Below are 15,333 nucleotides of genomic sequence, written 5' to 3' on the forward strand. Positions count from 1 at the left end.
CGGAGGACAGAGGCCAGGTATCCGATCCACCTGCCGGAGAACCACCACGTGCGTCAACACGATATTGCGAGAACTGGGATTATCGCTGCAGAACAGCGTCCGTGACGGCATCGGAGTGAAGGTTCAAGCGGCGGAGAAGCTGGGCATTGACCGCTACCACGACGGTCGACAGCGACATCAGAATCGCGCCCACCGACATCGGAAGCACGAATCCAACGGGCGCCAGGATGCCGGCAGCAAGGGGCACAGCGATCATGTTGTAGCCCGCCGCCCACCAGAGATTCTGCTTCATCTTGCGGTATGTCGCCCGAGACAGCTCGATGACGGATACCACCGAGCGCGGGTCGTCACTCGCGAGTATGACGCCCGCGGAGGCGATCGCCACATCCGTCCCTGCGCCGATGGCGAGGCCAACGTCGGCCTGGGCCAGGGCGGGGGCGTCATTCACCCCGTCCCCCACCATCGCGACCCTTCGCCCCTCGTTCTGCAACTGCCGCACCTTCGCAGCCTTCTCCTCGGGGCGCACCCCCGCAAAGTACCGGTCGATCCCCAATTCGCGCGAAACGGACCGCGCAACTGACTCGGCGTCTCCGGTGATCATCACCACCTGAATGCCCAGCGCATGCAGCGCATCGACGGCATCCCGGGACTCCGGGCGAATCGCATCTACGAGTTTGAGCGCCCCAATCACCACACCATCGCGGAGCACATGCAGGATCGTTGCGCCGTCGATCCGCCACGCGTCTGCGACACCGAGTTCAGCCTGCGACTCTTCCGTCAACAGGTGTGGACCGCCGACCCGCACGACGGCTCCATCAACCGTCGCGGTGACTCCCACGGCAGGCGACGAAGTGAAGCCGGTCGCAGCCGGAATGGGCAGTGTCCGCTCCCGGGCCTCCCGAACGATCGCCCGGGCGAGTGGGTGCTCGCTGTCGGCCTCGGCGGCGGCGGCGAGTGCCAAAACGAGCTGCGGATCCACCCCCTCGGCAGCCGAAATCTTGGCAACGACCGGCTCACCCTTGGTGAGAGTGCCGGTTTTATCAAAGAGAACCGTGTCGACGGTTCGCATGCTTTCGAGCGCGAGTCGATCCTTCACGAGGACACCCCCGCGAGCGGCTCGTTCGGTCGCGATGGACACAACCAGCGGGATCGCAAGCCCCAGCGCATGGGGGCAGGCGATGACCAGAACCGTGATTGCCCGGATCACTGCGTAATCCGGTTGCCCGATCAGCGACCACACTGTCGCGGTGAGACCCGCGGCCACGAGGGCAAACCAGAACAACCACCCAGCAGCCGTGTCGGCAATTCGTTGCGCTTTCGAGGTCGAGTTTTGTGCCTCAGTCACGAGCCGCTGGATCCCCGCAAGGGTGGTGTCGTCTCCGGTCGCGGTCACACGAATGCGCAGGCCTGAATCCGTCGCGACGGTGCCCGCGGTGACGGGCTCACCCACGGAACGGGTCGCCGTGCGCGATTCCCCGGTGACCATCGACTCATCCATCGAGGCGCGACCATCAACAATTACCCCGTCCGCTGGCACGCTTCCACCCGGGCGAACTACGACCACATCCCCAACGACGAGCTCCGAAGGCGGAACGGGTACCACCTCGTCACCATCGAGGCGTTCCGCTTCATCCGGCAGCAGCGCTGCGAGAGAGTCGAGGGCGGAGGTGGTTTGGGCGAGGGAGCGCATCTCGATCCAATGACCGAGCAACATGATGACAATCAGGAGGGCGAGTTCCCACCAAAAGTCGAGCGCATGATCGAGCAGGCCCAGGCTCGCGGACCAGGAAGCGACGAACGCCACAGTAATCGCAAGTCCGATCAGGAGCATCATGCCTGGCTTGCGTGCTCGAATCTCAGTAATCGCCCCAACGAGGAAGGGCCTGCCGCCCCAGACGTACATGACGGTGCCCAGCACCGGTGCCACCCACTTCAGGCCAGGGACGTCAGGGAGCGAGTAGCCCAGGATCATCGCGAACATTTCGGACAGCGCAACTGTGGGGATCGACAGCACAAGCATGATCCAGAACAGGCGACGATACTGCGCGACGTGATCACCGGTGCCGGAATGCCCGGAATGCCCGGAATGCCCGGAATGCCCGGAATGATCCTTTCCTCCACCACCATGCTGATGGGAGGCATGCTCGGCAGGTTGCTCCGTGGCAGCTGCGCGATGTTGGGTCCCTGTGCTGTGCGTGTGGGAATCTTCAGCCGGGTGTTCGTGCGTGTTGTGCATGCTCCGCTGCTCCTTGAGGTTGCCGTGGAAACGCCCTGCCAGATCAAAACCGGGAGTTACCGAGCAGGATACCCCTCAGGAGATTCTTCCAAGCAAGCGTTCAACCACCGTTGCTACGGTGCAGGGGTGAAAGGTGCTCGGATGACTTCGCGACGAACCCCGGTTCGTGTTCGCGGCGACTCATCTGTGCGCACCATTCTCACGATTGTCGGCGCAGTGCTCCTCGTCATCATTGGCTTGCTGGGTATGCACACGTTTAGCGCCGGGTCATCGGGTCACGCTTCAGCTACGCACTCGAGCGTCTCGCACGAGGCGGCTGATCCGAGCCATGTGATGGGCGCAACCCACGCGGCCACCGCATTGGCGTCGGCAAACTGTGACGACGGGTGCGTGGCGGCCGCTCACCAGCCGATGAGCCACGACGACATGATGATGGCCTGTGTTCTTGCGCTGCTTGCGGGTTTCGTCTTACTCCTCCCCCTCGCCCGGTTGACTCACACCTCAGTGTCTCTCCGACGGCTGTCTCAACAGGTGGAGCTGAGAATACGCGAGGTCCTTCCCCACCCACCGTCATTGATTGTTCTTTCTATTAGTCGTACGTGATGTGTTTCGCCCGACGTGTCGTCGGGATGTGCGCGGCCGCTTCGGTGGTGCGCACCCGAACCATATTTGTTGCGATTGAAAGGGCGGATTCAACTGGTCGTCGCAACACCCAGAGTATGGAGGTGTGCACGAGTGGCGAGGAAGGACTGGATCGCGAAGACGAGCGATGTGCCCGAGGGAGTGCGGCGGCAATGGCGCGCGGATCGGGCGTTACGGCCGCCGATGCGCTCGCCAGGGCGGCCCGAGCCCTCTCGGGCGGTGCAGCGGGAGTTCTGGCGGCTGATCGCGACGGGTATCACGTCAGCTGAAGCGGCGCTGAAAGTGGGCGTGTCTGTGCCGGTCGGGGCGCGGTGGTTCCGTCACGCTGGCGGTATGACACCGTTGAGTTTGGACGCGCCGTCGGGCCGGTATCTCTCGTTCGAGGAACGTGAGGAGATCGCGCTGTTGCGCGCCAAGGATAAAGGCGTGCGGGAGATCGCCCGCGAGCTGGGGCGTGACCCTGGCACGATCTCCCGAGAGCTGCGCCGCAACGCCGCGACCAGGAGCGGGAAGCAGGAGTATCGGGCATTAGTGGCGCAGTGGAAGGCGCAGCAAGCTGCGAGGCGCCCGAAGGTCGCGAAACTCGTCACGAACGACCTGTTGCGCGAATACGTGCAGGAACGACTTGCCGGGACCGTCCGACGTCCCGACGGGAGCGTGGTCGAGGGGCCGACGCCGCCTGCGTGGAAGGGGCTGAACAAGCCGCATCGGGCTGACCGACGGTGGTCGCTGGCCTGGAGTCCTGAGCAGATCTCTCACCGGTTGAAGATCGATTTCCCCGATGATGGGTCCATGCGCATCAGTCATGAAGCGATCTACCAGTCGCTGTTCATCGAGGGCCGTGGCGCGCTCAAGCGGGAGTTGGTCGCGTGTCTGCGCACTGGGCGGGCACTACGCCAGCCCAGGGAGCGTTCACGGAACAAGCCGCAGGGGCACGTTACCGAGGACGTCGTGCTCTCCGAGCGGCCGGCCGAGGCCGATGATCGTGCCGTTCCCGGGCACTGGGAGGGTGATCTGATCATCGGCACGGGCCGGTCCGCGATCGGCACGCTCATCGAGCGCTCCAGCCGCTCCACGCTGCTGGTTCACCTGCCCCGGCTGGAGGGGTGGGGCAAGATACCAGTCGTGAAGAACGGGGCCTCGCTCGGCGGATATGGTGCTGTCGCGATGAACGCCGCGCTGGCTTCATCGATCACATCCCTGCCGATCCAGCTGCGCAAAACGCTGACCTGGGATCGCGGGAAAGAGCTCTCCGGGCATGCGCAGTTCACCCTCGATACCGGTACGAAGGTGTTCTTCGCCGATCCGCACTCGCCTTGGCAGCGACCCACGAACGAGAACACCAATGGTCTGCTGCGGCAGTATTTCCCGAAGGGTACTGACTTGTCGCGGTGGTCGGCCACGGATCTCGAGGCGGTGGCCCTCGCCCTCAATAACAGGCCTCGCAAAGTTCTTGGCTGGAGAACCCCGGCAGAGGTATTCGCCGAGCAGCTACAATCGCTCCAATAACCCGGTGTTGCATCGACCGGTTGAATCCGCCAAGTGAAACAACCATGAACAAGCTCCCCATGCTGCTTGGAACCAGCGCACTCGCCTTGACAGTTGCGCTCACCGGGTGCAGCACCAGCACCGATAACGGATCCAACACACCCTCGGTGTCTGAATCACCGGCGGCGACCTTTAACGTTGTCGACGAAATGTTCGTGATGATGATGATCCCGCATCATGAGCAGGCCATTGAGATGGCAGACATCGTGCTTGCCAAGGACGGTGTCGATCCACGTGTTTCTGAGCTGGCTGCACAGGTGAAAGCTGCACAGGGCCCGGAGATAGAGCGCATGCTGGGCTGGCTAGAGGACTGGGGTATCGCATACGACCCCGACTCCTCAGATGGGCACGGAATGGATCACGGGTCAGGCGACGACCTGATGTCGGGCGACGGCATGATGTCGGCCGAAGACATGACCGCACTGCAAGACGCTACTGGCGCGGAAGCGAGTCGACTCTTTCTTGAGCAGATGATCGTGCACCACGAAGGCGCGGTCGATATGGCGCGCATGGCGTCCAACGGCGGCAAGAACCCGGATGTGGTCGAGCTTGCACAGCAGGTTGTCGATGACCAAACTGCCGAGATCGCCACGATGGAAGATCTGCTCACGCAGCTCTAGGCGCGAACCGCTCACTCGCAAAGGATTGCGCTTGTCACTATTGGAGATCAAATCTTGAAACCGCTACTTGGCCTGTCGGCCGTGACGACACTGGCCCTCGCGTTCACCGCCTGCAGCTCGGCGGAGAGCACCCCAGAAGAACGATCAGCTCCCGTCATCGAGCATGTGCATGGCATCGCTCAGGATCCCCGCTCTGCGGAGCTGCTCTTGGCCTCACACAATGGGATCTTCCAGGTCGCTGAAGATGGCATCGTCAGCGGCCCGATTGGGGGATTCGATTTTGACGCGATGGGCTTCACGGTTTTGGGCAACTCTCTCATTGCGTCCGGTCACCCCGGGCCCGAGACACCCCCCGAGCTGGGTGCCCCGAATCTCGGCATCATCCGCAGTGACGATGCTGGCGAGAGCTGGATCCCAGTTGCACTCACCAATGTCGAAGATTTCCATGTGCTCACGTCGGGAACTGACGAAACCCTCTACGGAATCGGCTCAAGCTCCCCCGAACTACTTTTCAGCTCTGATGCCGGAGCAACGTGGGAACCACGTTCAACGATTGCGGCTGTAGATCTCGCAGTCAGCAGAGACTCACTATTTGCAGCGACCGAAGATGGGTTGCAGGTGAGTGTGGATCAGGGCGCGACATTTTCAAAAGTCGCAGGCGCACCCCTCCTGTACATGATCGCATCCACATCCTCGGGAACGCTGGTGGGAGTAGGCGCAGACGGCTATCTGTGGTCGGAATTGAGCGAAGGTCAGTGGGAACAGTTGGGAGCGATCTCGGGCAACGCACAAGCGCTCGGCGTCAACAAGAATGATGCGCCCGTTGTGGTTGATGATCGCGGGGTCGTGAGGATCACTTCGCAGGACAGCACCGTCCTGAGTCCGGTGCGGAAATGATGCGAGAGGAGAATAGTGTGCTGAACCCACAGGGAGAACCGAAGCCATATGACTTCGCCAGCCAGGGACACGTGTCGGTCAAGACACCACTGAGAAGGATTTCGATCGAGAGTTCGGACTCGGCACCGATGGACAGCACGGCGCCCGATCCAGTCAAACCGTCGTTTCGCTCAAGAGCTCGCAAGCTGCTCACTGTCGCCAGTGTCACCGTGGCGGTCGGTGGGCTCGTAGTGGCAAATGTCTTTCCGTTTGCAAGCTCTTCTGCTTCCGCAGTGGGCATGGTGTCTGAATCTGGCCTTCACACACAGCAGATGAGCCTGGACAACCTCACATTTGATTCGAGTGCTGCGGCGCTCGATGCAATGGGTGTGGTGGGTGCCACCCCCATCGCCCTTCCCAGTGTCGTGAACGAACCAGGTCTTATCGATCCCAACACGCTTGAGAATTCTGATGTGAGATACCCATTTGATCAGGAAGTGCCACTGACTGATCCGTTTGGGTACCGGACGGCACCGGTCGCCCAGTTCCACGACGCGCAGGACTTTGCCGCATCTGGCGGCACCCCGATCCGGGCAATCGCCAGCGGAGTAGTGGTGGAGGCCGGGTTTGCGAGCGACGGGTGTGGGTTCGGCCTGAAGCTACAGCACCGAGTTGACGACCAAACACTCACAAGTCGTTACTGCCACATGGAATCCAATTCACACAATTTCCAGGCTGGCGATGTCATCACGATTGGTGACATGGTTGGACGAGTCGGAAATACGGGGATGTCCTTCGGCAATCATCTCCATCTCGCGCTTCGTCTGAACGGCACTCCGATTGACCCCATGCCCTACATTCGCGAAGGCGGCAGACAGTGAGCTAGCGGGGCACTCATCAGACTGGCTTGATCTGCTACCGATTCTCGCCTAGCACCTCAATTTGTTCTCGGTACTGTGCAGTATTCAGCTCACCTGCGGCGTATCGTTCATCAAGAATCTGCCGTGCCCGACTCGGGCCAGGTGCAGGCCCAGTCGAACCATGCCTTTGATCCTGGCCTTTGCCTCCATCGGACATTCGCACAGCAAGCACTATAAATGCGACAAGTAGCGCAATCCCAACCAGTATGAGCAGCCCGAACAGCCACCACCAGCCCATATCCCAACCGTGTCCCCACATCATGGCGACCTCCCTAGTTGCAGGCACGACGGCCTGACACGCTCATGGTAACCCCATGAGCGTGGACCGCGTGAGGACAGAATCTAACTTCACCGAGCGCGAACTTGTGAGGAGCAACTGGATGCACATGTAGTTTTGGGTCGCCCACAACGACAGGTTGGAGAAACGCAAAGACCACGACGAGCCCCTTGTTGCTCTTGGTAGCTAAGCGAAATCGGCCTGTGCTGCACTTTTCGCTGCGTGCGGCAGCGCATCAGCGATCTGGGCAATCGTCGCTTCATCGTGTGAGGCTGACACAAACCAAGCCTCAAACGCGCTTGGCGGAAGCGAGATCCCGGATGAAAGCATCGAGTGAAAGAACCTTCCATATGCCGCGGTGTCTTGCAGCTGCATTTGATCGTAATTGGAAGGACTCTCCGGGAAGTCGCCGAACAACACGCTGAAGAGAGTCCCGGCGCGTTGAATTCGGTGGGGAACCCCCGCGTTGGTGAACGCCTCGGCAATCGCAGCAGTCAGCGAGTCAGCAGCAGCCCCCAGACGTTGATAGACCGCGGGGTCGGCTGCCCGCAGTGTTGCAAGCCCCGCGGTCGCAGCGACCGGGTGACCAGAAAGCGTGCCCGCCTGATAGACAGGTCCCATCGGCGCAAGGAGATCCATGAGATCCGCGCGCCCGCCAACGGCGGCCATCGGCAGCCCGCCCCCAACGACCTTCCCGTATGTGAAAAGATCCGGGCGCTGCGTGGGGATCACGGAATCCCGTTCGATACCCCAATACCCGGTGGGGCCCGCACGGAATCCGGTGAGTACCTCATCGAGAATCACGAGTGCGCCGTGTTTGTGCGCGATCTCAAGCATGCGCTGAGTGAAGCCCGGTTTTGGCGGGAGCACGCCCATATTCGCCGCCGCCGCCTCAGCAATCACTGCTGCGATTTGTGAGCCTCGCTCGTTGAACACCGCTTCCAGGGCATCTTCATCGTTGTACGGCAGCACGATTGTTTGGGCGGCGCTCTCCGGCGTCACCCCAGCTGAGCCTGGAAGAGAGAGGGTCGCGAGTCCGGACCCGGCGGCAGCGAGGAGCCCGTCAGAGTGTCCGTGGTAGTGGCCAGCGAACTTCACGATGAGCGGTCGGTTCGTAGCCCCACGAGCAATTCGGATCGCGGTCATCGTCGCTTCTGTGCCGGTCGACACCATCCGAATCTTGTCAACTTCGGGCAAGCGCTCCACTAGCAGTTCGGCGAGTTCAACTTCCGCGGGTGCAGACGCACCGAACCCCAGCCCCCGATCGACCGCCTCGTGTACCGCGGCGATGACCCGTGGATCGGCGTGACCCAGCAGTGCAGGACCCCAGGCGCCCACGAGGTCGATGTATTCCTGACCCTCTACGTCGACAACGCGCGCACCGTTCCCAGAGACGAAGAAGCGCGGCGTTCCGCCCACGGACCCGAACGCGCGAACTGGTGAACTGACGCCGCCCGGAATTACCCGTTCGGCACGCTCAGCATATTCTGCATTTGTGGGCTGGTGCGTACTCATCGTTGCCATGTGGCGACCTCCAAGGCGTAGTAGGTAAGGGTGACGTCTGCACCAGCACGGGCGATGCTGATCAGCGATTCGTGAATAGCCGCTGTTCGATCAATCCAGCCGTTCTGCGCGGCAGCCTCAATCATCGCCACCTCGCCAGAGACCTGATACGCCCACACCGGCACCGGGCTAACTGCGGCCACGTCTGTCAGCACATCGAGGTAGCTCATCGCAGGCTTCACCATCACAATGTCGGCACCTTCATCGATGTCGAGCAGCGCCTCACGAACACCCTCGCGACGGTTCGCTGGATCCTGTTGATAGCTTCGGCGGTCACCATCAAGTTGTGAATCGACGGCCTCTCGAAAGGGTCCGTAAAAGGCCGAGGCATATTTTGCGGCGTAGGCGAGGAGCACGGTATCCGCATGCCCGGCCTCGTCGAGCGCATGCCTCACTGCAGCAACCTGTCCATCCATCATCCCGGAAAGTCCGAGAAGGTGTGCACCGGCTTCAGCTTGTGCAATCGCCATCGAAGCGTACCGTTCGAGGGTGGCATCGTTATCTACACGACCCAGCTCATCAAGAACACCGCAGTGACCATGGGAGGTGAACTCGTCCAGGCACAGATCTGTCTGAACGACAAGGTTGTCGCCCACCTCTTCCCGGACAGCCCGCACGGCACGGTTCAGAATCCCTTCCGGGTTGTCACCAGCGCAACCTTCGGGGTCGCGAATCTCCGGCACACCAAAGAGCATGATGCCGCCAATCCCTGCTTCGGCAGCCTGCACTGCCACCCGGCGCACCGAGTCAAGAGTGTGTTGCTCCACTCCCGGCATGGAACTAATCGGACGCGCCTTGTCGATTCCCTCTCGAACAAACACTGGAAGGACCAGGCTCGCCGGGTGGATCCTTGTCTCAGCCACAAGTCTGCGCATCGCAGGAGTGCTGCGTAGCCGTCGAGGACGATGTTTCGGGGCAGGAAGTATCGATTCCATCACTGAACTCTCTTCTTGTGTTCTGCACGCAAGTGCGCTGCAACTGCATCGAGCAGTCCGTCGATCGTGTGTGTCCGAGAAACGACATCGGCGGGAAGACCCACACTCTCAAGGGCTCGAGCAGTTGAGTGGCCGATAGCCGCGATATCGACATTCTCTGGTGGTTCTGTAATTTGCCGCGATAGAGCATGTGCCGCTGACCCGCTCGTCACGAGGACAACCGTTCTTGGGTGCTCGGAAAGGGCTTCCTGTAGGTCGATCATCGGGCGAATATCGACTGTTTGGTAGGCGGTGACTCTCTCGACGTGGTGGCCCGCCGCTTCGAGTGCGTGTTGCAGGCGATCATCTGTGAGGTTCGACGCCGGAAACAGTACGCGTGTCGGGCTCTCCCCCATCTCAACGACCATCGCGTCGACCAGTCCTTCGGTCGAGAATTCGTGCTCTGGGATCACGCCCACCATCAGACCGATTTCGCTTGCCGCACGTGCGGTCGCGGGGCCGACTGCAGCTACTCGGGGAAATTTCCCTGGCAACAGTTCGAGGCCTTGTGCTTCGGATGGTGTCCGAGCTCCGGCTCGTTCGATTGCTCGCACGGCATTCATGCTCGTGAGAATAATCCAGTCGTATCTTCCCGAATTCCAGTTGTGCACTTCCCTTTCAAGGGGCTCTTGGCCGGAGAAAACGATCTCGAGGAGGGGAACCATCTGAGACTCACCCCCGCGTTCCCGGATCTTGGCGGCTACACGCTCTCCCCATTCCTCCCCTCGGAGGATCCACAACCGGGCACCTTTCAAGTCCTGTGCGGGCGAGTCACTGGCGGGTGAGTATTGCCTGGACCGAGTACTCATGTGCGATCCTCCTTCGGGCCTAAATCGGCGAGTTTGGCTGCGCCTCGTTCAAGAAGATCACGCGCAACTTCGCTACCGAGTTCCGACGCGATCCCCTCGCGGGCATTCGCAGTGTCCCAGGTCACTGTCTTGAACGATTCCAGCTGTGACTGGCCGTCAACCTGGTAGACCCTTGCCCGAAGCGAAAGGTGACCGTGGGCGATGTTAGCGGATGCGCCTACCGGTGCTGCGCATCCGGCTTCTAGAGCTGCCAGAAGTGTGCGCTCTGCTGCAGCCGCAGCGCGGGTTTCTGCATGATCAACAGCCCGTAGCGCCTGCGACATAAATTCATGGCTCAGGTCATCGCTCCTCACCTCGATAGCCAGAGCGCCCTGGCCCGGCGCCGACGGTGCCAAATCAAGGGAAAACCTCTCGGTGATCGCATCGACGCGGCCCACTCGTTCGAGGCCTGCAGCCGCCAAAATCACTGCATCAAGATCAGCCCCGACGCGCGCCAGCCGGGTATCTACGTTGCCGCGAATATCTTCGATGATGAGGTCGGGGCGGCGAGAGAGTATCTGTGCCGCTCTGCGCGGTGAGCCGGTACCCACTCGAGAGCCCGGCGGCATCTCGATCAAGGTCAATCCGTCGCGGGCGCACCACGCATCCCGCGCATCAGCCCTCAGCGGCACAGCACCAACTGAAATTCCTGGGCAGGGGGCAGTCGGGAGATCTTTGAACGAGTGCACTGCCATATCGCATGTACCCGCGTAAAGAGCCTCCCGAAGAGCGCTCACGAACACCCCTGTGCCGCCCAGTTGCGATAATGGTGCGCGGGAAACGTCACCTTCAGTCGTCACAGTCACCAGAGCGACATCCGCACCGGTCGTCCTGGCGATTTCCTGCGCTACCTGCGTGGATTGTGCGACCGCGAGTCGGCTGCGCCGAGTACCGAGACGGATCAGGCCCGGGGCGGGAGGCAGCGGGTGCTCCGGTCGCAAGACACGACCAGTCACGGCGCGATACCGGCAGCCGCGGGTTTGAAGCCGGCCCGAACATTCTCGCAACAACCCGGTCGACACACATCGAACCAGGGGCCCAGGTCGGTGAGTGCTGGCCGTTCCGCAGCGGGCACTCCGTCTCGCCGTTCAAGCACCAAGTCAACGAGCCCGCGCACATAGGTGTCGTGGCTGCCTGGCGTGAGCACGCGCACAGCAGTGAGCCCGTTCTCTCGGCAGGTTTCCATTGCCTCAGTATCAAGGTCCCACAAGACTTCCATGTGGTCACTCACGAAGCCAATGGGGACGATAAGCACAGCGCGAATGCCCCGCGCAGGGAGTGCCGTGATCGCGTCGTTGATGTCGGGCTCCAACCACGGCTGAGTTGGGGGGCCACTTCGCGACTGGTAGACCAGATCCCACGCGGCGCCCTCTCCTGCCGCATGAGCAACAACCTCACTCACGGCGAGATGCTGGGCGGCGTATGCTCCCCCCGCACCATAGTCTCGGTCTCGCGGCCCTGAACGTTCAGCATCAGCCGTGGGAATCGAGTGCGTGGTGAAAAGTATCCGCACCTCTCGCTCCACATCCAGGTCGGGCAACTGATCCTTGAGTTCGCGCATGCCTTCACGAACTCGCTCAATGAAGGGTTCAACGAAGCCTGGATGATCGAAAAACGGACGAACCTTGTCGATCATGATCGTGCCCGCGAGGCCAGTCTCTTCGAGCGAGCGAGCAAAATCCTCACGGTACTGACGACACGAAGAGAATGAGGAATATGCGCTCGTCGCGATGGCGATCAGTCGCGTGAACCCGCGATCATTCGCTTCTCGCAACGCATCGGAGAGGTAAGGGTCCCAATTTCGGTTGCCCCAGATCACCGGAAGATTGATACCGCGGCGTAAAAGCTCACCTTCAAGCGCAGCCTTGAGTTCTCTGTTCTGATCGTTAATCGGGCTCACACCACCGAAATGACGGTAATGATGCGCGACTTCTTCAAGCCGTTCGTCAGGGATACCCCGACCTCGGGTGACATTTCGAAGGAACGGGATCACATCATCCTGTCCCTCCGGTCCACCAAACCCTGCAAGAAGAATCGCATCGTACGCCGTCGGGGACTCGACATGCTCCGGGCCCGCTTGTGCGGCCTCAGTCGCGTGCGGCACACGGGGTGCCAGGTTGTCGACACTCATCAAAGGACCTCCGTAGTTTTGGTTGTAGAAATCTGACGACCGCTAGGGAATGAAGTTGCTTCACACTTACTCCGTCGCGACGCGATGAGGCTGGCTTTTTCGGTCATCCGAGGGGATCTCCGTCCGGGGCAGTCACGGTATTGAGACTTGACAAGTGAGAGAGGCAGTCGTTCGCTGCTCGTCGAGCAGACGGTACTACTGCGGCAAGTCCGGTACCGGATACCCATTCTCCAGCGGAGAAAAGCCCAGAGGTGGGTTCGTTTCGTGGACCATCAGTCACCAAGGAAGTTCGCCGCGGTGGGATGGTATGCCGTTGACGAGCCATGCCGACGATGCTCGACTCTTCGATATCAATCCCGAGGATTCTGCTGGCGTCGGTGCGAGCAATACTCCGGACTGCATCATCGTCGAGACCGATCGTGCATGCATCCAGATTCCGAGAGCTTCGTCCCTGAAGCTCCCCGTATGACAGGCGGATGAGATGATGGTTGGGTGGAAGTTCCTCGTCGAGCCACTGCCATTTTGCCGATGCGTGGGTAAGCGCCTTCGCACGAATCGGCGATGGACCCTGTTGCGCTTCACTTGCCACCAAGGCCCCCGTACCTCGAGGTGCTGAATTCAGCCTCTTGTCATCAAGCAACAAGGCGACAACTTCGACTTCTGCGGGTTGAGCGTCTCGTGCAAGATCAAAGCTCTCCGGCCGAGTCAGCGCATGGCCCTGAACCGGTTGCGCAATACCCTCGTCGAGTGGAACAGTGAGAATAGCGGCATCGTAGGTTTCAGCATCACCTATTGCCTGCGTTTCAAGACGGATTCCGTCAGTGGTTTCTCGAGCCGCGCTCACGTGAACCCCACGGTGCACCGTCACTGCAAATTGCTGAAGCTCATTCTCGAGATGCGCCACCAGCACCCCGAGACCCCCAGACAGGCCGGCAACCGCGCCACCTGCTGACCGGTTGCTCGCCCGCTGCGCTCGCGCTGCAGCTCGGAGAGTGCCGCGCGCACGCCACGCAGATTCCAGGCCTGGAACCGCACTCAGCGGAAGAGCTGATGGATCTGTGGAATAGACTCCCCGAACTACCGGAGCAATAAGGCGAGAAAGCGCTTTCGAACCGAGGCGCGCCCCCACCAAATCGGCGATGGTGGACGCCTGAGCGCCAATGTGACGCGGCAGAAGTGGCTCTATTGCACAGCGGAGCGCTCCTGCGAAGCCCAGGATGCGCCGAGCTTCAATGCCTAATGGTGAAACCGGAATTCCGATCGCACCGGCCGGAGGCAGGGGCGAGGCAGCCCCTGCAGTAAGGACCCAACTCCGCCGCGGGAGGGGGGCTTGGATTCGCCCTGCAAGCCCAAGATCCTCGACTAACTGCTGCACCCCGCCGCCACGTGTCGCAAATGACTCGGCGCCCAGATCGTAATGTGATCCGCCGAGCTCGCCGTTGCTAATTTTGCCGCCGAGAACCTGATCTCGCTCGAAGAGGTCGACCTTCACCCCGGCGCGTGCAAGCTCCCAGGATGCAACGAGTCCGGCGATACCGCCACCCACGACGGCAACCCGATGGGGTGAGTCAGTATGCATGGGCGAGTTCAACCACCCTGGTAAGTACTGCCGGGTCGGTCTCTGGGGGCACCCCGTGCCCCAAATTCAGAATATGAGCGGGTGCACGCCTTCCGCGATCAATGACCTCCCTGACATGGAACTCAAGCGCCTCGGGCGACGCGAAAAGCAGCGCGGGGTTCAAGTTTCCCTGCAATGTTCGCGTGTCTCCGAGTCGCCGGCTCGCTTCATCCAGCGGTATCCGCCAGTCGATGCCAATGGCGCTGGTCTCCAATTTCGCAAACTCGTGCAGCAGATGGTCCGCACCCACTGCGAAGTGGACAGTTGGGAGCGGGAGGGAGCGTGTTGAGTAGCCGTCCGCTTGCGGGTCGACATAGTGAAGCTCGCGCACCGCCTCGAGCGTGTGCATCGAAGAGGCAGCAACATGAGCCGCATAGTCTTGCACGCTTAACGAACCGGCCCAAGAATCGAAGAGTTGCACAGCGCTGGCACCCGCGTGAGCTTGACCCTCGAGAAACACCCCGCTCAGTTCCGCTGCCCATGCCAGCAGATCTCGCCAGGCAATGGGATCGGTGTGCATGAGCGATCGAGCCTGGAGATGGTCCCGCGAAGGACCGCCTTCTACAAGGTAGGCCGCAAGAGTGAAGGGGGCTCCGGCAAACCCGATGAGGGGTGTGGATTCCAGCTCAGCGATGAGCAACTGTACCGTCTCCCGAATGGGCGTCATCGCCTGGCGAAGCCGCTCTGCGGGGTGCTCTTCTCTGAGCTGGGCAACATCTCGTGCAGTCCGGATGGGATTCGTGAACACAGGTCCACGACCAGGAACGATCTCGACATCTACCCCGGCGAGTTTCAAAGGGATGACGATGTCGCTGAAAAAGATCGCGGCGTCTACCCCGTGTCGACGGACAGGCTGCATCGTTATCTCTGCGGCGAGCTGCGGATCCAAGCATGCGTCAAGCATGCTCGTGCCCTCCCTAAGCTTCCGGTATTCGGGCAAAGATCTACCGGCTTGGCGCATAAACCAGACTGGGAGACGATCAGGCCGGAAACCATGGAGCGCTTGCACCAACGGAGAAGTTGAAGTCCGTCCATCTGATAGCGGATGTGAGGCTGATAAAGTTTTCATCGTTGGTCATG

At 61.1% G+C, this 15,333-nt stretch carries 13 protein-coding genes; 5 read left to right on the forward strand and 8 right to left on the reverse strand.

Features of this window, described 5'->3' with window-relative positions; all coding sequences use genetic code 11:
- Nucleotides 1-79: 79 nt before the first annotated feature.
- A complete protein-coding gene (locus tag ACTNFJ_RS10425) occupies nt 80-2,236 on the reverse strand; it encodes a heavy metal translocating P-type ATPase (RefSeq protein WP_435907683.1) in 2,157 nt (718 codons plus the stop codon).
- Nucleotides 2,237-2,377: 141 nt separating this feature from the next.
- Here ACTNFJ_RS10425 and ACTNFJ_RS10430 point away from each other — a divergent pair, with 141 nt between their 5' ends.
- From ACTNFJ_RS10430 to ACTNFJ_RS10450, 5 genes are all read left to right on the forward strand, one after another.
- On the forward strand, nt 2,378-2,839 hold the full coding sequence (locus ACTNFJ_RS10430; RefSeq protein ID WP_435907684.1) for a DUF6153 family protein: 462 nt from the start codon (nt 2,378-2,380) through the stop codon (nt 2,837-2,839).
- A gap of 222 nt (nt 2,840-3,061) precedes the next feature.
- The gene (locus ACTNFJ_RS10435) at nt 3,062-4,387 is read left to right on the forward strand and encodes an IS30 family transposase (protein ID WP_435906219.1); all 1,326 of its coding nucleotides are present in this window, start codon (nt 3,062-3,064) and stop codon (nt 4,385-4,387) included.
- Between the two features lie 44 nt (nt 4,388-4,431).
- Nucleotides 4,432-5,046: a DUF305 domain-containing protein gene (locus tag ACTNFJ_RS10440; RefSeq protein WP_435907688.1), complete on the forward strand. Its 615-nt coding sequence runs from the start codon at nt 4,432-4,434 to the stop codon at nt 5,044-5,046.
- Between the two features lie 54 nt (nt 5,047-5,100).
- The gene (locus ACTNFJ_RS10445; protein WP_435907689.1) at nt 5,101-5,943 is read left to right on the forward strand and encodes a F510_1955 family glycosylhydrolase; all 843 of its coding nucleotides are present in this window, start codon (nt 5,101-5,103) and stop codon (nt 5,941-5,943) included.
- Between the two features lie 311 nt (nt 5,944-6,254).
- The gene (locus ACTNFJ_RS10450) at nt 6,255-6,803 is read left to right on the forward strand and encodes a M23 family metallopeptidase (protein WP_435907690.1); all 549 of its coding nucleotides are present in this window, start codon (nt 6,255-6,257) and stop codon (nt 6,801-6,803) included.
- A gap of 502 nt (nt 6,804-7,305) precedes the next feature.
- Here the strand turns inward: ACTNFJ_RS10450 and hemL are convergent.
- The 7 genes from hemL to hemE all read right to left on the reverse strand — a co-directional run bounded on the left by hemL (nt 7,306) and on the right by hemE (nt 15,322).
- The gene (hemL, locus tag ACTNFJ_RS10455; RefSeq protein WP_435907691.1) at nt 7,306-8,643 is read right to left on the reverse strand and encodes a glutamate-1-semialdehyde 2,1-aminomutase; all 1,338 of its coding nucleotides are present in this window, start codon (nt 8,641-8,643) and stop codon (nt 7,306-7,308) included.
- Complete coding sequence (gene hemB / locus ACTNFJ_RS10460; protein ID WP_435907692.1) at nt 8,631-9,557, reverse strand: porphobilinogen synthase; 927 nt, start codon at nt 9,555-9,557, stop codon at nt 8,631-8,633. Before hemB ends, hemL begins: the two co-directional genes overlap by 13 nt.
- A 59-nt stretch (nt 9,558-9,616) precedes the next feature.
- Nucleotides 9,617-10,465, reverse strand: coding sequence for a uroporphyrinogen-III synthase (locus ACTNFJ_RS10465; protein WP_435907693.1), 849 nt, complete (start codon nt 10,463-10,465; stop codon nt 9,617-9,619).
- On the reverse strand, nt 10,462-11,460 hold the full coding sequence (gene hemC / locus ACTNFJ_RS10470; protein ID WP_435907694.1) for a hydroxymethylbilane synthase: 999 nt from the start codon (nt 11,458-11,460) through the stop codon (nt 10,462-10,464). The genes ACTNFJ_RS10465 and hemC overlap by 4 nt, the downstream gene beginning before the upstream one ends.
- A complete protein-coding gene (locus ACTNFJ_RS10475; protein ID WP_435907695.1) occupies nt 11,457-12,635 on the reverse strand; it encodes a ferrochelatase in 1,179 nt (392 codons plus the stop codon). Before ACTNFJ_RS10475 ends, hemC begins: the two co-directional genes overlap by 4 nt.
- A gap of 103 nt (nt 12,636-12,738) precedes the next feature.
- Entirely contained in the window at nt 12,739-14,214 is a 1,476-nt protein-coding gene (locus ACTNFJ_RS10480) for a protoporphyrinogen/coproporphyrinogen oxidase (RefSeq protein WP_435907696.1), read from the reverse strand.
- Nucleotides 14,204-15,322: a uroporphyrinogen decarboxylase gene (gene hemE, locus ACTNFJ_RS10485; protein ID WP_435907697.1), complete on the reverse strand. Its 1,119-nt coding sequence runs from the start codon at nt 15,320-15,322 to the stop codon at nt 14,204-14,206. Before hemE ends, ACTNFJ_RS10480 begins: the two co-directional genes overlap by 11 nt.
- Nucleotides 15,323-15,333 lie beyond the last annotated feature (11 nt).

It is taken from the genome of Leucobacter shiyiweii, assembly GCF_052446065.1.
GTDB lineage: Bacteria > Actinomycetota > Actinomycetes > Actinomycetales > Microbacteriaceae > Leucobacter.